Origin of the sequence: Pseudomonas sp. UBA6310, from assembly GCF_002438225.1 — a bacterium.
Taxonomy (GTDB): Bacteria; Pseudomonadota; Gammaproteobacteria; order Pseudomonadales; family Pseudomonadaceae; genus Pseudomonas_O; species Pseudomonas_O kuykendallii.
In genome coordinates this window covers 30,022-48,528 of the sequence record NZ_DJTK01000022.1, presented here as the reverse complement: position 1 = coordinate 48,528, position 18,507 = coordinate 30,022, and the positions used below count along the sequence as shown (strand labels likewise).

At 66.7% G+C, this 18,507-nt stretch carries 14 protein-coding genes and 1 riboswitch; of the genes, 8 read left to right on the top strand and 6 right to left on the bottom strand.

The window, feature by feature from the left end; genetic code table 11:
- Positions 1-360 precede the first annotated feature (360 nt).
- Positions 361-2,586, top strand: coding sequence for an ATP-binding protein (locus B3E91_RS04275; protein ID WP_287028507.1), 2,226 nt, complete (start codon positions 361-363; stop codon positions 2,584-2,586).
- A 7-nt stretch (positions 2,587-2,593) separates the two neighbouring features.
- Here the strand turns inward: B3E91_RS04275 and B3E91_RS04270 are convergent, their stop codons facing one another.
- The 4 genes from B3E91_RS04270 to B3E91_RS04255 form a co-directional block, all read right to left on the bottom strand.
- Complete coding sequence (locus B3E91_RS04270; RefSeq protein WP_273231904.1) at positions 2,594-3,037, bottom strand: ester cyclase; 444 nt, start codon at positions 3,035-3,037, stop codon at positions 2,594-2,596.
- A 53-nt stretch (positions 3,038-3,090) separates the two neighbouring features.
- The gene (locus B3E91_RS04265; protein ID WP_273232328.1) at positions 3,091-3,672 is read right to left on the bottom strand and encodes a TMEM165/GDT1 family protein; all 582 of its coding nucleotides are present in this window, start codon (positions 3,670-3,672) and stop codon (positions 3,091-3,093) included.
- A 14-nt stretch (positions 3,673-3,686) separates the two neighbouring features.
- A riboswitch (yybP-ykoY riboswitch) is annotated at positions 3,687-3,890 on the bottom strand.
- Between the two features lie 100 nt (positions 3,891-3,990).
- Positions 3,991-4,992 carry a class I SAM-dependent methyltransferase gene (locus tag B3E91_RS04260; RefSeq protein WP_287028506.1) on the bottom strand — a complete coding sequence of 334 codons (1,002 nt, stop codon included), beginning with the start codon at positions 4,990-4,992 and terminating at the stop codon, positions 3,991-3,993.
- A 28-nt stretch (positions 4,993-5,020) separates the two neighbouring features.
- Positions 5,021-5,983, bottom strand: coding sequence for a 2-hydroxyacid dehydrogenase (locus B3E91_RS04255; protein ID WP_287028505.1), 963 nt, complete (start codon positions 5,981-5,983; stop codon positions 5,021-5,023).
- 244 nt (positions 5,984-6,227) lie between these two features.
- On the opposite strand from B3E91_RS04255, the gene B3E91_RS04250 reads away from it, so the two are divergent.
- From B3E91_RS04250 to B3E91_RS04230, 5 genes are all read left to right on the top strand, one after another.
- Positions 6,228-7,910, top strand: coding sequence for a fatty acid--CoA ligase (locus tag B3E91_RS04250; RefSeq protein ID WP_287028504.1), 1,683 nt, complete (start codon positions 6,228-6,230; stop codon positions 7,908-7,910).
- Between the two features lie 224 nt (positions 7,911-8,134).
- Positions 8,135-10,018, top strand: coding sequence for a DUF1302 domain-containing protein (locus tag B3E91_RS04245; protein WP_287028503.1), 1,884 nt, complete (start codon positions 8,135-8,137; stop codon positions 10,016-10,018).
- A gap of 31 nt (positions 10,019-10,049) precedes the next feature.
- Positions 10,050-11,417 (top strand): DUF1329 domain-containing protein, encoded by a 1,368-nt coding sequence (locus tag B3E91_RS04240; protein ID WP_287028502.1) that lies wholly within the window; start codon positions 10,050-10,052, stop codon positions 11,415-11,417.
- A gap of 133 nt (positions 11,418-11,550) precedes the next feature.
- The gene (locus B3E91_RS04235) at positions 11,551-14,286 is read left to right on the top strand and encodes a LuxR C-terminal-related transcriptional regulator (protein WP_287028501.1); all 2,736 of its coding nucleotides are present in this window, start codon (positions 11,551-11,553) and stop codon (positions 14,284-14,286) included.
- Positions 14,287-14,407: 121 nt separating this feature from the next.
- On the top strand, positions 14,408-15,349 hold the full coding sequence (locus tag B3E91_RS04230; protein WP_287028500.1) for an alpha/beta fold hydrolase: 942 nt from the start codon (positions 14,408-14,410) through the stop codon (positions 15,347-15,349).
- An 11-nt stretch (positions 15,350-15,360) separates the two neighbouring features.
- Here the strand turns inward: B3E91_RS04230 and B3E91_RS04225 are convergent, their stop codons facing one another.
- Entirely contained in the window at positions 15,361-16,194 is an 834-nt protein-coding gene (locus B3E91_RS04225) for a metal-dependent hydrolase (RefSeq protein WP_287028499.1), read from the bottom strand.
- A gap of 107 nt (positions 16,195-16,301) precedes the next feature.
- Here B3E91_RS04225 and B3E91_RS04220 point away from each other — a divergent pair, with 107 nt between their 5' ends.
- Positions 16,302-17,330, top strand: coding sequence for an AraC family transcriptional regulator (locus B3E91_RS04220; RefSeq protein ID WP_414708193.1), 1,029 nt, complete (start codon positions 16,302-16,304; stop codon positions 17,328-17,330).
- Between the two features lies 1 nt (position 17,331).
- Here the strand turns inward: B3E91_RS04220 and B3E91_RS04215 are convergent, their stop codons facing one another.
- Complete coding sequence (locus B3E91_RS04215; RefSeq protein WP_090226858.1) at positions 17,332-17,658, bottom strand: thioredoxin family protein; 327 nt, start codon at positions 17,656-17,658, stop codon at positions 17,332-17,334.
- 90 nt (positions 17,659-17,748) lie between these two features.
- Here B3E91_RS04215 and B3E91_RS04210 point away from each other — a divergent pair, with 90 nt between their 5' ends.
- Positions 17,749-18,426 carry an OmpA family protein gene (locus B3E91_RS04210; RefSeq protein ID WP_287028498.1) on the top strand — a complete coding sequence of 226 codons (678 nt, stop codon included), beginning with the start codon at positions 17,749-17,751 and terminating at the stop codon, positions 18,424-18,426.
- Positions 18,427-18,507: the final 81 nt, after the last annotated feature.

The following is an 18,507-nucleotide window of genomic DNA, read 5'->3' as shown; positions in this document are numbered from 1 at the left end:
ACGGCGAAGTGGCGCTGTTCCTGGCACGGGCGCAGCAGCATCTGGCCATCGACCAGGTTGAGTTCGCCCTGCAGGCGCACCGGCGGCTTCGGCGCGCCATCGTTGGCGGGGTTGTAGACGCAGCCGGCGAACAGCGGCAGCAGGGCGTAGATCCAGTAGCGGGCGGGCATGCGGGTCTCCTCGAAGTGCCGCCACGTTACTCAGCCGGACCGGCCCGCACAAGCGCCCGCTGGCGACCCCGGGCGAGAATAAAAAACCAATGATTGGGCGCTGGCGGCTTCCGCCGGGCGCGGGTTCGCCTCTATGCTTGGCGCATTCGGCCACGTTGACCTTGGGGCCGCCTGCTGCGGTCACCCTATCGTGTCGATTCGCTTCAAACTCACTCTGCTGGTGATGGCGGTTCTCGCACCCACGCTGATCGCCTCGCTCCTCGCCATCGGCTATGTCTATCAGGATCAGCGCGTCCGTGTTGCCCAGAGCATGCGCGAGACCACCCGCGCGCTGGCGCTGGCGGTGGACCGCGACATCGCCCAGCGCAATGCGATCATCCGCACCCTGAGCAGCGTGCCGTCGCTGTCGCTCGCCGACCTGCAGCGCTTCTACACCACCGCCCGCGATGTCGCCGATTCGTGGGAAAACTCGATCATCCTCGTCGACATCCACGGCCAGCAGCTGCTCAACACGCGCATGCCGTTCGGTGCCGAGCTGCCGCACACGCCTTTTCTCGCCACGCCGCTGGACGATCCGGCGGCGGAGTTCGACGTCACCAACCTGTACATGGCGCCGATCGGCAAGCAGTACAGCTTTTCGGTACGCCGGCCGATCTACATCGACGGCACCCTTCGCTATTTCCTCTCCATGGGCTCGTTCGCCAACCAGATCAACGAGGTGCTGGTGGATCAGAACCTGCCCAAGGGCTGGCTCGGCACGGTGGTGGATGGCAGCGGCCTGATAGTGGCGCGCAACATCTCGCCGGAGACGTTCATCGGCAAGCACGTCACCGGGCCGATCGCCGAGGCGCTGGGGGGCAGCGAGGAAGGGTTCCGGGAAACCGTGTCGCTGGACGGCATCCCTCTGCTGTCCTTCCACGCCCGCGCGCCGGAATCCGGTTGGTCGGTGATCATCGGCCTGCCGATCAGCGAGGTACGCCAGAGCGCGGTGCGGGCGATGACCGTCGTCGGCGTCTTCGCCCTGCTGCTGATCGGCGTCGCCACGCTGCTGGCGTTCTGGGTCGGCCGGCGGATCACCCGGCCGCTGCGCATGCTCGACGCCACCGCCCAGGCCATGGGTCGCGGCGAGGCGGTGCATCCGGCGTCCACCGGGATGTCCGAAATCGACCGCACGGCGGTGGTGCTGGCCCAGGCCAGCGAACGCATCCAGAACGCCAGCGCGGAGATGAGCGCGCGGGTCGCGGCGGCGGTGGAGCAGGTCGAGCGTTCGCAGAAGGCCATGCAGCAGACGCAGAAGCTCGAGGCCCTCGGCCGTCTCACCGGCGGCATCGCCCATGACTTCAACAACCTGCTGCAGACGCTGACCATCGGGCTGCAACTGGCCGACATGGCCTCCAGCGATCCGCGGGCGAAGAAGGCCATCGAGGCGTGTAACAAGTCGGTGGTGCGCGGCACCAAGCTGACCCGCCAGTTGATGGCGTTCGGCCGGCACAAGGTGGAAGAGACCCGGCACGTCGACCTGCGCCAGCTGATCGTCGATATGGGCGACCTGCTCGACGGCGCGCTGCCGGGCCGCATCGGTCTGACCCTCGAACTGCCCGAGCGGCCCTGGCCGGTGTTCATCGACCCGCTGCAGTGCGAGCTGGCGGTGCTCAACCTGGTGTTCAACGCCCGCGATGCGATGCCACGCGGCGGCAAGGTCACACTTTCCCTGGCCCAGCGCGCGGTCGCCGAGGGCGAGATCGAGGGTCTCGCCGCCGGCGCCTATGCCGAACTGTGCATCGTCGACAGCGGTGAGGGCATGAGCGACGAGGTGATGTCCAAGGCCTTCGAGCCGTTCTTCACCACCAAGAATGTCGGCGAAGGCACCGGGCTCGGCCTGGCGCAGGTGTACGGCTTCGCCAGCCAGGCCCACGGCACGGTGCTGCTGCAGAGCGCGCCGGGCGAAGGCACGCGGGTCCGGGTGTTGTTGCCATTGAGCCAGGAGGAGGGCAGCGTGCCCCTCGAGGCGGGTGCCGGGCCGCGGCTCGACGCCCATTCGGCCCGTGTGCTGCTGGTCGACGACGACCCGCTGGTGCGCGACGTGGTCGCCCCCACGTTGCGCGAGCTGGGGTTCAGGGTCGAGGTCGTCGGCAACGCCGACGAGGCCCTGCAGCGCTACCGCGAGCGGCGCGGCGGAGTGGGCAAGCCGCGTTTCGACATCGTCTTCTCCGACATCGTCATGCCCGGCACGCTGGATGGCATCGGCCTGGCACAGGCGCTGCGCGAACAGGAGCCGAACCTGCCGATCGTCCTCGCCACCGGCTACACCGAACGTGCGCCGAGCGACTACGGCTTCACCGTGCTGTCGAAACCCTACGACGTGCAGACGCTGGTCGAGGCGTTACGCGCGGAACTGGCCAGGACGGCGCGCTGATCTGTTCTCAGGGCAACGCCTTCTCGGCGAACGAGCGGACTTCCAGCCCCAGCTGCGCGCGAAAGCTCTCCATGTCGAACATCGTGCAGATTTCCTCGATCTGGCCCATGCGGTCGAAGCGCCAGAAGGCCATCGCGGAAATCGCCAGGACCTTGTCGCTCGGCGGATAACCGAGCGCCGGTTTGGCGATGCAGCCGATCAGCGTGCTCCAGGTGGCCACCTGGTCGCCCTCCGCGACGCAGTCCTCGATGATCACTTCAAGGTCCGGCATGGCGTCGCGAATCTGCTCCACCATGGCGATGAAGCCTTCGCCGTTCAGCGCGTGTCCGACGAAGGAACTCTTGTAGAGGAAATTCGGGCTGTGCAGGTGGCCAATCAGGTGCAGATGGCCCTTGTTCCAGCTCAGTTCGATGTGCCGGCGAACCACCCGTTTCATTTCTTCCCGCTGCATGGCGCACTCCCTGGCGCAATTGTCGCGGGCATTCTAAACCGGAAGAAGCTGTGCTACAGCCAACCGGCCAATTGCAGCGCCTTGTAGCCGGCGAACAGCGCGAGAACGGCGAAGCAGGCGGCGGCGAGGCGATGGATCAGCGTCAGCGGCAGGCGATCGGCGGCGAAATTGCCGGCCAGTACCACCGGCACGTTGGCCACCAGCATGCCCATCGTGGTGCCGAGTACCACCAGCAGGAAGTGCGGGTACTGTGCGGCCAGCATCACCGTGGCGATCTGCGTCTTGTCGCCCATCTCGGCGAGGAAGAAGGCGATCAGCGTGGTCAGGAACGGCCCGTAGCGCTTGAGCTTGGAGTCTTCGTCGTCGTCCAGCTTGTCGGGGATCAGCGTCCACACCGCCACCGCGGCGAAGGACAGCGCGAGGATGGTGTGCAGCACCGCGGGGGAGAAGAGCCCGGCGACCAGGTTGCCGACGTAGCCGGCGACGAAGTGGTTGGCCAGGGTGGCCGCCACCATGCCCCAGATGATCGGCCAGGGGCGTCGGAAACGTGCCGCGAGCAGCAAGGCGAGCAACTGCGTCTTGTCGCCGATTTCAGCCAGCGCAACGATCAGGGTGGGGACGAACAGGGATTCCAGCAAAGTAGCTTCCTGAGGGGCGGGTCGACAAATTCACCATGACACGCACCGCCTTCCCGCCCCGGGTAAGGTGTACGTGTCATAGGTCTTGTCGAACCTGGAAGCGCAGCCGGGCGGCTGGATTCCGGGTCGCACGCACCATGGTCTGTGGACCAAGCATGTTGATGCGTGCCGGGCGAGCCGAGGCTCGCGGGAGACTACTCCCCTAGGACGGGGCGCATTGTGCCCAAGCGTTGCCGTCCGGGCAAGCACCGGGCGCGCCTGTTCCGGCGGGCGGATGGCCATTTGCCCACGGCGCCGCGCGCGGCGCACGCCAGGTTAGCCGCGGTTGGCCTGATACACGCGGAATCCATCGTCTTCGGCCAGCGTGCGACAGGCGCCCAGGTGCTGCTCGATCAGCGGCGCATAGCGCAGGAAGCTGTTCGCCACGAGGCGCATCTGGCCCTTGCCGAGCAGGTGGCTGGCCGCCTCGCGCAGCAGGGTTTCGGTGGCCTGGTAGTCGGTGTGCACGCCCTGGTGGAAGGGCGGGTTGCTGATGATCGCGGCCAGTTCGCGAGGTGCGCAGCGAATGCCGTCACCGGCGATCACCTCGGCGTCCAGCCCGTTCGCCGCTAGCGTCAGCCGGCTGCTGGCGACGGCGAAGGCATCGACGTCCAGCAGCGTCACCGCGCTGTCCGGATAGCGCCGTTTCAGCGTGGCACCGATCACGCCGGCGCCGCAGCCGAAATCCAGCAGCGGACCGCTCGGCAGGCCGTCCAGATGCTGCAGCAGCAGGGCGCTGCCGCGATCCAGGCGACCGTGGCTGAACACGCCCGGCAGGCTGACCACCTGCAGCGGGCCGTCCGCCAGCGGCAGGCTGAAGGTCTGCGCCAGCGCGTTCAGGTCCGGCGCGGGCGGCGGGGTTTCCACGCTTACCTGCCACAGCTGGCAATGCCGGGCGCTGTCCAGCTTGCGCGGCTTGCCGTAGGCGGCCAGTTGCTGTTTGCCGGCGCGCTCGATGCCACCGCGCTTCTCGCCGACGAGGTACAGCGCGGCGCCCGGCAGGCGGGCGGCCAGCGCCTGCAGCAGGTAGTCGGCGAGCTCGCGGGATTTCGGCAGGAACAGCACGGCGCTGTCGAAGCCCGCCGTCGGCGCTTCGACGCCGAAGTGGCTGCGCCCGGCAAAGCGGGCCTCGAGCGCAGCCTGGTCGCCGGCGTGCCAGCTCCACCCGCTGGCGGCCGGCAGCGAGCCGAGCAGGTCGTCGGCCGGAAGACCGGCCAACAGCACGCGCCCGCCGAACAGCTCGGCCTGGCGCAGCAGTACTTCACTTCGCGGATCCATGCGTCCCCCGGCGAAAAAAGCGGCTAGCTTAGCCGACCACGCGCACGGCGGCGCCCTTGAAGAACGCCTCGGCGCTTTCCGCCAGTTGGCCGACGATGCGCTGGCGGGCTTCGCGGCTGCCCCAGGCGCTGTGCGGGGTGACGATCAGCCGGGGAATGTCCGCATCGAGCAGCGGGTTGCCGTTCTTCGGCGGTTCCACGGTGAGCACGTCGGTGGCGGCGCCGCCGAGATGGCCGCTGCGCAGCGCGGCGGCGAGGGCCGGCTCGTTGACCAGGCCGCCGCGTCCGGTGTTGACGAGGAAGGCGCCCGGTTTCATCAGGGCGATCTGCTCGGCACCGATCAGGTCGCGGGTCTGTTCGGTCAGTGGGCAGTGCAGAGTCAGCGCGTCGATCTGCGGCAGCAGTTCATCCAGCGGCAGGCGACCGTCGCGCACCGGGCGCCCAGGCAACTGGCCGATCAGCACGCGCATGCCGAAGGCTTCGGCGAGGCGGGCGACGGCGCTGCCGAGTTCGCCATGACCGAGCAGGCCGAGGGTCTTGCCGGCCAGTTCGACGATCGGAAAATCCAGCAGGCAGAACTGCTCCGACTGCTGCCAGCGCCCGGCGCGCACGGCGGCCTGGTAATCCTGCAGGCGGGTCGCCAGGGCGAGCAGCAGCAGCAGGGTGTGCTGCGCCACCGACGGCGTGCCGTAACCCTGGCAGTTGCACACGGTAACGCCGTGCGCGCGGGCGGCGGCCAGGTCGATGTTGTTGGTGCCGGTGGCGGAGACCAGAATCAGCTTGAGATCGGGGCAAGCCGCGAAGGTGGCGGCATCCAGCGGTACCTTGTTGCTGATCGCCACGCTGTGGCCCTGGAGGCGTTCGATCACCTGCGCGGGCGTGGTTTTCTCGTGCAGGGTCAGCTCGGCGAAAACCTGGCGCAGCGGTGCAAGGTCGAGGTCGCCCAGGTCGAGGGAAGTGTAGTCGAGGAACACGGCGCTGCTGTTTTGCATCAGCTGTACCTTCTTCTTGGAGTGGGAGGACAAAGACGCCCAGCCTACCAGAGCTGAAAACCCGAATGGCCGTCGCCGCACCGGCGGATGCACCGGCCGCGCCCGAGCGGCGGGGTGAACCGTGCAGAGGCGCCGTTTTTTCGTCCCTGCCGGGCGCCGGAAATCATTCTTTTGACTGATTTGCTCGGCGCATCGCCCCCCTAGAGTGCGCGGCATAACAACAAAGCTCGCGAACAGGTGCCTCATGTTGCAGACCCGTATCATCCCTCCGGCGCAGAACGCGCACGCCTATCCCTTGCTGATCAAGAGCCTGCTGCTGTCCGGCAGCCGCTACGAGAAAACCCGCGAGATCGTCTATCGCGACAAGCTGCGCTACAGCTATGCCACCTTCAACGAGCGCGTCGCGCGCCTGGCCAACGTGCTCGGCGCGGCGGGCGTGAAGGCGGGCGATACCGTGGCGGTGATGGACTGGGACAGCCATCGCTATCTGGAATGCATGTTCGCCATCCCGATGATCGGGGCGGTGCTGCACACCATCAACATTCGCCTGTCCGCCGAGCAGATCCTCTACACCATGAACCACGCCGAGGACCGCTTCGTACTCGTCAACGCCGAGTTCGTGCCGCTCTACCAGGGCATCGCCGCGCAGCTGACCACGGTGCAGCGCACGCTGCTGCTCACCGATGGCGAAGCGCAGGACGCCGACCTGCCCGAGCTGGTCGGCGAGTACGAAAGCCTGCTCGCACAGGCGTCGCCGCACTACGACTTCCCGGACTTCGACGAGAACTCGGTGGCCACGACGTTCTACACCACCGGCACCACGGGCAATCCCAAGGGGGTCTATTTCAGTCACCGGCAACTGGTGCTGCACACCCTCGCGCTGGCTTCCACCATCGGCGCGCTGGACAGCATCCGTCTGATGGGCACCGACGACGTCTACATGCCGATCACGCCGATGTTCCACGTGCATGCCTGGGGCGTGCCCTACGTGGCGACCATGCTCGGGGTGAAGCAGGTGTATCCCGGGCGCTACGACCCGGAACTGCTGGTCGAGTTGTGGAAGCGCGAGAAGGTGACCTTCTCCCACTGCGTGCCGACCATCCTGCAGATGGTGCTCAATGCCCGTGCGGCGAAGGGGGTGGATTTCGCCGGCTGGAAGATCATCATCGGCGGCAGCGCGCTGACCCGCGCGCTCTATGACACCGCCAAGTCGCGTGGCATCCAGCTCACCGCGGCCTACGGCATGTCCGAGACCTGCCCGCTGATCTCCTGCGCCCACCTCAACGAAGAGCTGCGCGCCGGCAACGAGGATGAGCGCATCACCTACCGGATCAAGGCGGGCGTTCCGGTGCCCTTGGTCGAGGCCGCATTGGTCGATGGCGACGGGCGTTTCCTCCCCGCCGATGGCGAATCCCAGGGCGAACTGGTGCTGCGCGCGCCCTGGCTGACGCAGGGCTACTTCAACGAGCCGGAGAAGAGCGAGGAGTTGTGGGAAGGCGGCTGGATGCATACCGGCGACGTGGCGACCGTGGACGGCATGGGCGTGATCGACATCCGCGACCGCATCAAGGACGTGATCAAGACCGGTGGCGAGTGGATTTCCTCGCTGACCCTTGAGGATCTGATCAGCCGCGATCCCGCAGTACGCGAAGTGGCGGTGGTCGGCGTGCCCGATCCGCAGTGGGGCGAGCGCCCGTTCGCGCTCATCGTCGTCTATGAAGGGCACGTGCTCGACGCACGGACGGTCAAGGACCACCTCAAGCCTTTCGTAGAGCAGGGGCACATCAACAAGTGGGCGATTCCGTCGCAGATCGGCCTTGTTACCGATATTCCCAAGACCAGTGTGGGGAAGCTGGACAAGAAGCGCATCCGCCTGGACATCGCCACCTGGCAGGCGGCCGGAAGCGAGTTTCTGTCGACCTTGTAAGCACCATGTAGCCAAGTGTAGCAACGTGACCGATCAGTCAAACAAGCGTTTGGCTTGGTAATTGCTCTTCGACATCACTCCGCTCGCGGGAACCCGTTGAAAACGGGCGAGACGGGGAGGTGGAGGGTCCTGCAAATCACACTTTCGAGGGATCAAGCAGTACTACCCGCTGGCTATAGTCACTCCGCACCATCCATAACAAAAAACACAATGGAGTAGCGTCGATGCAAAAGATCAAACAGACCTGGCGTCTGGCCAAACTGCCCCTGGCCGTGAGCCTCGCTTCCACAATCGCCGCTCCTGCATTCGGCGTCTCGTTCAACATCGGTGAAATCGAAGGCCAGTTCGACTCGTCCCTCTCGGTGGGCGCGAGCTGGTCCACGGCCAAGCCCGACTCCGATCTCATCGGTGTCAACAACGGCGGTCGTGGCCTGTCGCAGACCTCCGACGACAGCCACCTGAACTTCAAGCGCGGCGAGACCTTCTCGAAGATCTTCAAGGGCATCCACGACCTCGAACTCAAGTACGGCGACACCGGCGTGTTCGTGCGCGGCAAGTACTGGTACGACTTCGAGCTGAAGGACGAGAACCGCGAGTTCAAGAACATCAGCGACTCCAACCGCAAGGAAGGCGCACAGTCCTCCGGCGGCCAGATCCTCGATGCCTTCATCTACCACAACTACAACATCGCCGATCTGCCCGGCACGGTGCGCCTGGGCAAGCAGGTGGTCAGCTGGGGTGAAAGCACCTTCATCCAGAACAGTATCAACTCGATCAACCCAATCGACGTTGCCGCCTTCCGCCGTCCGGGTGCAGAGGTCAAGGAAGGCCTCATTCCGGTCAACATGTTCTACGTCTCGCAGAGCCTGACCGATAACCTGTCGATGGAAGCCTTCTACCAACTGGAGTGGGATCAGACTGTAGTCGACAACTGCGGCACCTTCTTCTCGCAACCCGACGTGGTGGCCGATGGCTGCGGCGATAACCTGCGCCTGCTGAACAGCTCGCGCTCGATTCCCGGCGTTGCGCTTCCCACGCTGCAGGCGAGTGGCGTCGATATCAACGAGGAGGGCGTTCTGGTTCGTCGCGCGGGTGATCGTGATGCCCGTGATTCCGGCCAGTTCGGCGTCGCGATGCGCTGGTTCTCCACTGCGCTGGACACCGAGTTCGGCGCTTATTACATAAACTACCACAGCCGTGCGCCGATTTTCAGCGCCACCGGAGCTCCGGCAGCTGTGTTCCCGGCGGCTGCGGGTGCCGGTGCTTTGGCTCCGCTGATCGTGGCCGGTAACTCCAGCTACTTCATCGAGTATCCGGAAGACATCCGCCTGTTTGGGTTGAGCTTCTCCACCACTCTGCCCACAGGGACGGCGTGGAGCGGCGAATTCAGCTATCGCCCCAACGCCCCTGTGCAGCTCAATACCACCGATATCCTCTATGCGGGCGTCGGGCCATTGGCTGCACTGAGTCCTGCGTTCGCGGCCTATGGCAACGCCTCGCTGCTCACCGGCGTGCCGGGCGAGGACCTGCACGGCTATCGGCGTAAGGAGATCAGCCAGTTCCAAACGACGTTGACTCACTTCTTCGACCAGGTCATGGGTGCGGAGCGTTTGACCCTGGTGGGTGAGGTTGGCGTGACCTATGTGGGCGGCCTGGAGAGTTCTTCCGACGTTCGCTACGGACGCGACCCTGTTTTCGGCCCAGGCGAGCTGCCGTTCACCGGTCCTGTGAATACCTGCCAGGCGCTCAATGCGTCGACCCAGGCAGGCGCGGGCAACGGCGCCGTGGCGAAGCAGAACTGTAACGATGACGGCTTCACCACCCGTACGTCCTGGGGCTACCGTGCTCGCGCCATCTGGGACTACAACGATGTCTTCGCGGGCGTGAACCTGCGTCCCAATGTGGCCTGGTCGCATGACGTGAAGGGCTACTCCCCAGGTCCTGGCGGCAACTTCGAGGAAGGCCGCAAGGCTGTCAGCCTTGGGGTCGATGCCGACTACCAGAACACCTATACCGCCAGCCTGGCTTACACCAACTTCTTCGGTGGCGACTACAACACCCAGACTGACCGCGACTTCGTTTCGCTCAGCGTTGGCATGAACTTCTAAGCGACAGAATAAGAAGAGGATGTACATAACAATGAAAACGACTAGAAACCTCCTGCAAACCGGCGTCCTGGCGTTGTCGCTGCTGGCTACCAGCGTGATGGCGGCGGTGTCTGCCGACGAGGCGGCGAAGCTGGATACCACGCTGACACCGGTGGGCGCCGAGCGCGCCGGCAACGCTGATGGATCGATCCCGGCCTGGACCGGTGGCCTGCCGACCAACGCCGGCGCCGTGGACGGCAAGGGCTTCCTCGCCGATCCGTTCAGCGCCGAGAAGCCGCTGTTCACCATCACCGCGCAGAACGTCGAGCAGTACAAGGCCAAGCTCAGCCCCGGCCAGCTGGCGATGTTCAAGCGTTACCCCGACACCTTCAAGATGCCGGTCTACCCGACCCACCGCAGCGCGACCCTGCCCGAGAAGGTGCTGGCGGCGACCAAGGCGAATGCCACCAAGACCAACCTGGTGCAGGGCGGCAACGGCCTGGAGAACTTCCAGACCGCCAACCCCTTCCCGATTCCGCAGAACGGTCTGGAAGTCATCTGGAACCACATCACCCGCTACCGCGGCGGCAGCGTCCGTCGTCTGGTGACCCAGGCCACGCCGCAGCCGAACGGCTCCTACTCGCTGGTCTACTTCCAGGACGAGTTCGTCTTCCGCGATCAGCTCAAGGATTACGACGCCAGCAAGCCGAGCAACGTGCTGTTCTACTTCAAGCAGCGTGTGACCGCGCCGTCGCGTCTGGCCGGCAACGTGCTGCTGGTGCACGAAACCCTCGACCAGGTGAAGGAGCCGCGTCTGGCCTGGCTGTACAACGCCGGCCAGCGCCGGGTGCGGCGTGCACCGCAGGTTTCCTACGACGGTCCGGGTACCGCCGCGGATGGCCTGCGTACCTCCGACAACCTCGACATGTTCAACGGTGCGCCGGATCGCTACGACTGGAAACTCGTCGGCAAGCAGGAGCTGTACATCCCCTACAACAGCTACAAGCTGGACTCGCCCGAGCTGAAATACGCCGACATCCTCAAGGCCGGCCACATCAACCAGGACCTGACCCGCTACGAGCTGCACCGCGTATGGCACGTGACCGCCACCCTGAAATCGGGCGAGCGCCACATCTATGCCAAGCGTGACTTCTTCATCGACGAAGACACCTGGCAAGCCGCGGTGATCGACCACTACGATGGTCGCGACAGCCTGTGGCGTGTCGCCGAGGCGCACTCGCAGTACTACTACAACGTGCAGGTGCCCTGGTACACCCTGGAAACCCTGTACGACCTGCAGTCCGGCCGCTACCTGGCGCTGGGCATGAAGAACGAGGAGAAGCAGTCCTACGACTTCAGCTACTCGGCGTCGGAAAGCGACTTCACCCCGGCGGCTCTGCGCCAGGCGGGCGTTCGCTAAGCGCGGGCGTGGACGATGAAGCCGGCCCCTGGGCCGGCTTTTTTCTTTTGCGCGATTTATCCGGCCGCTTCAAATGCCCGGTGCAAGGGGCTAGTCTGCATGCACAATTATTCGAGATAGCGCTTCGCCCGCGATGACTGTCCTTCAAACGCCCATTCTGCCCGGCACCGACTCCTGCGCTCCGACCGAAGGCCGTTTCTTTCGTCCGCCGTTGCCGGCCGGCTACGTGCCGCGCCCGCGGCTGTGCCAGCGCCTGAGCCAAGGTCTGGGTGGCCGCCTGCTGCTGGTCAGCGCGCCGGCCGGGTTCGGCAAGAGTTCGCTGGCGATCGAGTTCTGCCAGGAGTTGCCGCGCGAATGGCGCAGCCTGTGGCTGGCGCTGAGTCGCCGCGACAGCGATCCGGGCCGTTTCCTCGAACGGATGATCGAAGGGCTGCGGCAGTTCTTTCCCGCGCTCGGCGACGAGGCCCTGACCCTGCTGAAGACGCGCCAGCGGCACCAGCCGTTCGCCTTCGAGCAATGCCTCGACGGTCTGCTCGACGAGCTGGCCGAGCGTCTCGATCCGGCGCGGCCGGTGTTGCTGGCGCTGGACGACTATCACCTGGCGAAGGGCGCGGTGCTCGATCGCTGCCTGCAGTTCCTGCTCAACCATCAGCCCGCGGGGCTGCTGCTGCTGGTCACCAGCCGCCAGCGTCCGGACTGGCACCTGGCGCGCCTGCGCCTGTCGCGCCAGTTGCTCGAACTGAACGAACAGGACCTGCGCCTGACCGCCGAGGAAACGGCCGCGTTGCTGGGCAGCCAGGGCGCACGCATCGACGGTGTCGTGCTGGAGAACCTGCTGCAGCGCAGCGAGGGCTGGGTCGCCGGGCTGCGTCTGTGGCTGCTCGCCAGCCAGGACGCCAGCGGGCCAAGGGACCTCGGCCAGGGGCCGCACGGTGCCGACAGCCTGATCCGCGATTACCTGCTGGAAGAGGTGATCGAGCGCCAGCCGGCGGAGGTGCAGGCGTTCCTCTACGAGACGGCCTGCCTGGACCGCTTCTGCGCCGAGCTGTGCGATGCGGTGCGCGAAAGCCATGACAGCGCCGCGATCCTCCAGCACCTGCAGGCGCACCAGGTGTTCCTCGTGCCGCTGGACGAAAACGGCCACTGGTTCCGCTACCACCACCTGTTCTCCGACCTGCTGCGGGTGCAGCAGGCGACCACTCATGTGCCGCAGACCGGCCTGCACCTGCGCGCCTGCCGCTGGTTCAACGCCCAGGGCATGCTCGACGAAGCGGTGGAGCAGGCGCTGCGCGCCGGCCAGCCGGACGTTGCGGCGAACCTGGTGCAGAACCTTTCCGAGGAGCGGCTGCTCGCCGAGCAGAACGTCGCCATGCTGCTGCGCTGGAAGATGGACCTGCCGGACAGCCTGCTGGTGAGTACCTCGCGGCTGATCCTGCTGTATGGCTGGGCGCTGGCGCTGGCCTGCCAACTGGACGCGGCGGAGGAATTGGCCGACAACCTGTCGCGCTTTCTGCCCGCGCCGGATGCGCCCAGCCAGCGTGGGCTGCTGGCTCAATGGCAGGCGCTCAAAGGCGTGATCGCGCGCGGCCGGGGCGACATCGCGCTGGCCGAGCGCTATTGCAGCGAGGCGGTCGGCGGGCTACCGCAGCAACGTTACGGACAGCGCCTGATGTGCCTGTCGACGCTGGCCAACATCGCCGTGGTCAAGGGCGACCTGTGGCGCGCGCGCGGGCTCAATCGCGAGGCGCTGGAAATCGCCCAGCGCGTGGGCAACCCGCTGTTCGAGGCGCTGGCGCATTACGACCGTGCGCGCATCCTGCAGGCGCGGGGGGAAGTGGTCCGCGCGCTGGATGAAGTGCGCCAGGGCCTGCAACGTCTGCACGGGCTGCCGGCGCAACGGCTGTACGCGGTGCGCGCGCGGCTGACGATCTACGAGGGTCACCTGCTCTCGCTGGAGCTGCAGCCGCAACAGGCGCGCACGCGGCTGGTCGGCGGCATCGGCGAGGCGCGCGCCTGCCGCGACGTCAGCGTGCTGATCGGCTATTGCGTGCTGGCCACCCTGGAAGGACGCAACGGCAACCTCCCGGAGGCCTTCGTCCAGTTGGCCGAGGCCGAGCGGCTGATGCACATCTGGGACATTCCGCCGGTGTACTACCTGGCGATGATCACCCTGGTGAAGTGCGAGCTGTGGCTGGCCCAGGGGCAACTGGAGCTGGCGCAATCCTGGCTCGAACGCCTGGCGGAAACCTACGGCGGCGAGCAGCCGGCCGCGGCCCCCGAGTGTCATCCGCAGTTGCCGCTGTTCATCGAGCTGCAATGCGCGGCCCTGGAGCGTCACCAGGGCCAGATGCAGGCCGCCGAACGCCGCTTGCGCGCGCTGTGCACCCGCGCGCAGACCGAGGGCGGGCAACTGGTGGCGGTGATCGCCCAGGTGCAACTGACCCTGCTGATGCTCGCCGGCGGCCGTGAGGGCGAGGCACGCCAGCAGTTCGGCGAAAGCCTGGCCGGTGCGGCGGGCGGCGCCTTGCTGCCCTTCAATGAACTGTTCGTGCAGCGGCCGGAATGGCTTCGCGAACGGCTCCGCGAGCGGCCGGGCTGCCCGATTCGCGGGGCGATTTCTGCGGCCATTCCGGCGCCCAGCGAAGCCGTGGCCAGCGTGGCGACGGCGCTCGCCGACGCGCTCAGCTCGCGCGAGCTGGCGGTGCTCCAGCTGATCGCCCAGGGCTGCTCCAATCAGGAGATCAGCGACCAGCTGTTCATCTCGCTGCACACCGTGAAGACCCACGCCCGCCACATCAACGCCAAGCTCGGCGTGGAGCGGCGCACCCAGGCCGTGGCCCAGGCGAAGACGCTCGGCCTGCTGAGCTGATCCGCGCGTCCGTTTTCGTAACGCCCCATCGTGCCTGCCCGGCGGCGACCTGCCGAACCAAAGTTGGGCACAGTTGCGCGGTGCTGCGTGCTGTGATGGAGCCTGCCAAGAGGGAACTGCCATGCCTGCGTCCGCCTACTCACTGCTGCCTCCGGTAGCCTCCGGTTTGTCCCGCCTGGGTTTCGGCGCCTTGTCGCTGGAGCGTCTGAAAGCCCGCTATGCCAGCACGGAAAGCGGCTCGAGGTTCGTCGCGCTGGACGGCTTCGAGGTGCATTACCGCGACGAAGGCAGCCGCGACAAGCCGGTCCTGGTGCTGATCCACGGCGTGGTGTCCTCGCTGCATACCTGGGACGGCTGGGTCGCCGAGCTCGCTCCGCACTACCGCCTGGTCCGCTTCGACCTGCCCGGGTTCGGCCTCACCGGTGCGCCCCGCGACGGTGGCTATTCCGCCGAGCGGCTGGTGCGCGTGCTCGGCCTGCTGCTGGACCACCTGGGCATCCGCCGCGCACATATCGCCGGCAATTCGCTCGGCGGTCACGTCGCCTGGAACTTCGCCCTGCAGGCGCCGCAACGGGTGAACAAGCTGCTGCTGATCGACAGCGCCGGCTACCCGATGAAGAAGGTCCCGTGGATGATCGCCTCCGCCGCGCTGCCCGGCGCCCACCTGACGATTCCGCTGTGGATGCCGCGCGCGCTGATCGCACAGGGCATCAAGGAAGTCTACGGCGACCCCGAGCGCATCGCGCCCGGTGTGGTCGATCGCTATTACGACCTGACCCGGCGCCCCGGCAACCGGCGCGCGATGGTGGAGATCTTCCGCCTGCTGCTGCAGGTGAACCGCGACGACCTGCAAGACACGCCGGCGCGGGTGGCGGGGATCGCCGCGCCGACGCTGCTGATGTGGGGCGAAAGCGATCGCTGGATTTCACCGCGCCACGTCGACCTCTGGCGCCGCTACCTGCCAGGGTTGCAGGTGATCACCTACGAAGGCGTCGGGCACATTCCCATGGAGGAAGTGCCCGAGCGCAGTGCGATGGACGCACTGCGCTTCCTGCGCGGATGAGGGCCGGGGGATCAGGCGGCGTGAGGTTGCGGATCGAATTCTTCCTGGACCCGCTGCAGCAGTTCGAGGTTGTCGTGCTGCCAGGGGTGGAAGCCACTATCGAAGAAGTCCCGGTAGGTGCGCAGCAGCGGCCTGAACACGCCGTTCCTGCCCCACATCCATTGCAGGCCGTCGCGCCATACCCGCCAGTTCCACAGCAGGCCGTCGCGGCTGAGCATGTGCACCAGACCGCGGGTGGTGTCGAGCACGAAGAACAGCGTGGCCAGCCGCATCGCCCGGCGCAGCAGCTGGCGGCTGCCGCAGACCTGCTGGTAGACGTCGAACGCCACTGCCTTGTGCTCGGTTTCCTCCAGCGCGTGCCAGCGCCACAGCCGTGCCATGTTCGCCTCGGCGCCGCGCAGGCACTCGGGTTCGCGCAGCACCTGGTCCGCCATGATCGCGGTGATGTGCTCCAGGGCCGCGGTGGCTGTCAGCTGGCGCTGCGGCGAAAGGCGTTTCTGCGCATAGCGAATGCGCCCGCGGGCACGCCGTTCGATCGGCTCGATGGCGTAGCCCAGTTCGCGCAGGCGCTGGCTGTACTGCAGGTGTTCGCGGCTGTGATGACCTTCCTGGCCGATGAAGCCGCGAATCTGTTCCTTCAGCGTCGGATCGGTGATCTGGTCGCGAAACTGCCTCACCGAATCGATGAAGAAACGTTCGCCATCGGGAAACAGCACGGACATGGCGTCGAACAGGTGACTCTTGAACGCATCGCCACCGTGCCAGTGGCGCGGCAACGGGTCGGGCAGGTCGAAGTCGAGGTGCCGCGGGCGAATCTGCAGTCCTTCCGGCGTGCTGCTGGCCATGATTGGTACTCCTGGAACGGGATGGGCCTTCACTATCGCCAGGCGCGCGCGTGGCGCACAGGTCGCTACCTGCCAATCGAGCGGTCATATCCGGCCAGGGGGCGCCCATGACGCTGCGCCGCTCCCTCGATGCGGGCAGCGACCAGTTGCCCCTGGCCTATGCCGAAGCGCTGCTGGATCTCGCGGCTGAACGGGGCGTGCCGCGCGATCACCTGCTGACGGTCGCCGGGCTGCGTGCCGAAGCGCTCGCCAGCGTCAGCGGGAGGCTGGGCTTCGCCGATTTCTACCGCCTGGCCAGCACCGCGTTGCAGCTGTGCGACGAGCCGGCGCTGGGGCTGCTGTTCGGGCAGCGGCTGAACCTGTCCAGCCACGGCATCCTCGGCTATGCGGTGCTGGCCAGCGCCGACCTGGGCACGGCGATCCAGTTCGCCCTGCGCTATTACCGGGTGCTGGGTCTGGCCTTCGACCTGGAGGTGCGCGAGGAGGGCGACTACCTGGTGCTGAGTGCCGTCGAGGGCGTGCCGCTGACGGGCCTGGCGCGATTCGCCGCGGAAAGCCTGCTGAGCAGTCTGTATCGCATCGCCTGTTTCCTGCTGGGAGAGCCGCCGCAGGGCGTCCAGGTCGGGTTCGCCCACGCCGCGCCGGACTACGCCGCACGCTATGCCCCGGCGTTCGGTGGCGCCGACGTGGCGTTTGCCCAGGCCGAGCATTGCCTGAGGCTGCCGCTGCACTACCTGCAACGGCCGATGGCGCTGGCCAACCCGGCGGCGCTGCGCATGTGTCAGGAGCAATGCGAGGCTCTGCTGGCGACGCTGGATCTGGGCGAGGGGCTGCTGACCCGCCTGCGGCGCCTGCTGCTGGCGCGCCCCGGCGAATTTCCCGATCTGGAAAGCGCCGCGAAGGCCCTGCACATCAGCGGACGCAGCCTGCGCCGTCATCTCGCGGCCAGCGGAACGCGCTACCAGGCGGTACTCGACGACGTGCGCAGGCGTCTCGCGCTGCAATACCTGACCACCACGCAATTGCCGTTGCAGGAGATCGCCGTCCTGCTGGGGTTCAGCGACCCGTCCAACTTTCGCCGCGCCTTCCGCAACTGGACAGGGCGCACGCCAGGCAGCTACCGCTCGCCGCGCTGAGTCAGCCTTCGATGCGCGTCAGCGCGCGCTCGATCTCCTCGGCCTCGGTCGGGCGCACCAGCCGTGCGACTTCCTCGCCGTCCTGCAGGAACACCAGCGTCGGCCACAGCTTGACCTTGAACGAGCGACCCAGGCGCCGGCCCTGGCCATCCTCGATCTTCAGGTGGCGTACGCCGGGGTGCGCGGTGAAGGCGTCGGCGAGCAGGGGCTGGGCGGCGCGGCAGTGACCGCACCAGCCGGTGCCGAACTCGATCAGTGTCGCTCCGTGAAGGGCGTCGACCTCCCGGCGCGTCGGCTCGACATTTGTATACTCGGTAGTCATGGGCATCGTGTTGCATCCTCCTCGGGATGTCCCCTGGGGGAATTTCCACTGGGGCTGGCTCTCTAACCGGCCTGGTTCTGTAAAGAAGGAGCAATCATGTTCGAAGTTCCCCGCCTGTTAATCGGTGCGACAGTTCTGGCCCTGATGGCCGGCTGCGCCTCGCCCAACCCCTACGACAACCAGGGTTCCGCGGGCGGCAGCAATCACACCGCCAAGTACGGCGGCCTCGGCGCGCTGGCCGGTGCGGTGGCGGGTGCCGCCATCGATCACAACCACCGCGGCAAGGGCGCGCTGATCGGTGCCGCAGTGGCCGGCGCGGCAGGCGCCGGCTACGGCTATTACGCCGATCGCCAGGAAGCCGAACTGCGCCGCAGCATGGAAGGCACCGGCGTGGAAGTGCAGCGCCAGGGCGACGACATCAAGCTGATCATGCCGGGCGCGATCACCTTCGCCACCGATTCGGCCGAGATCGTCAGCGCCTTCTACGCACCGCTGAACAACCTGGCGACCTCGTTCAAGCAGTACGAGCAGAACAACATCGAGATCGTTGGCCATACCGACAGCACCGGCTCGCATGCCTACAACATGAGCCTCTCGCAGCGACGGGCGCAGAGCGTCGCCGACTACCTGACCGCCCAGGGCGTCTCTGCGGTCCGCCTGACCACGCGTGGTGCCGGGCCGGACCAGCCCGTGGCGAGCAACGCGACGGACAGCGGCCGTGCGCAAAACCGCCGTGTCGAAGTGAACCTGCGTCCCATAGCCACGCAACAGTGATGGCCAGTCGCCGCCCGTCGACCGCCTCGGGGGAACGGTCGACGGGGCGGTCGTGTCAGACAATAGCGGCTATCCTCAGAA

Bases quoted from the DNA above. Each gene is read 5' to 3' on its own strand.
- B3E91_RS04245 (WP_287028503.1), top strand. From the start codon at position 8,135: ATGCAAAAGATCAAACAGACCTGGCGTCTGGCCAAACTGCCCCTGGCC.
- B3E91_RS04235 (WP_287028501.1), top strand. From the start codon at position 11,551: ATGACTGTCCTTCAAACGCCCATTCTGCCCGGCACCGACTCCTGCGCT.
- B3E91_RS04210 (WP_287028498.1), top strand. From the start codon at position 17,749: ATGTTCGAAGTTCCCCGCCTGTTAATCGGTGCGACAGTTCTGGCCCTG.
- B3E91_RS04215 (WP_090226858.1), bottom strand. From the start codon at position 17,658: ATGCCCATGACTACCGAGTATACAAATGTCGAGCCGACGCGCCGGGAG.
- B3E91_RS04260 (WP_287028506.1), bottom strand. From the start codon at position 4,992: ATGGATCCGCGAAGTGAAGTACTGCTGCGCCAGGCCGAGCTGTTCGGC.
- B3E91_RS04240 (WP_287028502.1), top strand. From the start codon at position 10,050: ATGAAAACGACTAGAAACCTCCTGCAAACCGGCGTCCTGGCGTTGTCG.
- B3E91_RS04250 (WP_287028504.1), top strand. From the start codon at position 6,228: ATGTTGCAGACCCGTATCATCCCTCCGGCGCAGAACGCGCACGCCTAT.
- B3E91_RS04230 (WP_287028500.1), top strand. From the start codon at position 14,408: ATGCCTGCGTCCGCCTACTCACTGCTGCCTCCGGTAGCCTCCGGTTTG.
- B3E91_RS04255 (WP_287028505.1), bottom strand. From the start codon at position 5,983: ATGCAAAACAGCAGCGCCGTGTTCCTCGACTACACTTCCCTCGACCTG.
- B3E91_RS04225 (WP_287028499.1), bottom strand. From the start codon at position 16,194: ATGGCCAGCAGCACGCCGGAAGGACTGCAGATTCGCCCGCGGCACCTC.
- B3E91_RS04220 (WP_414708193.1), top strand. From the start codon at position 16,302: ATGACGCTGCGCCGCTCCCTCGATGCGGGCAGCGACCAGTTGCCCCTG.
- B3E91_RS04270 (WP_273231904.1), bottom strand. From the start codon at position 3,037: ATGCAGCGGGAAGAAATGAAACGGGTGGTTCGCCGGCACATCGAACTG.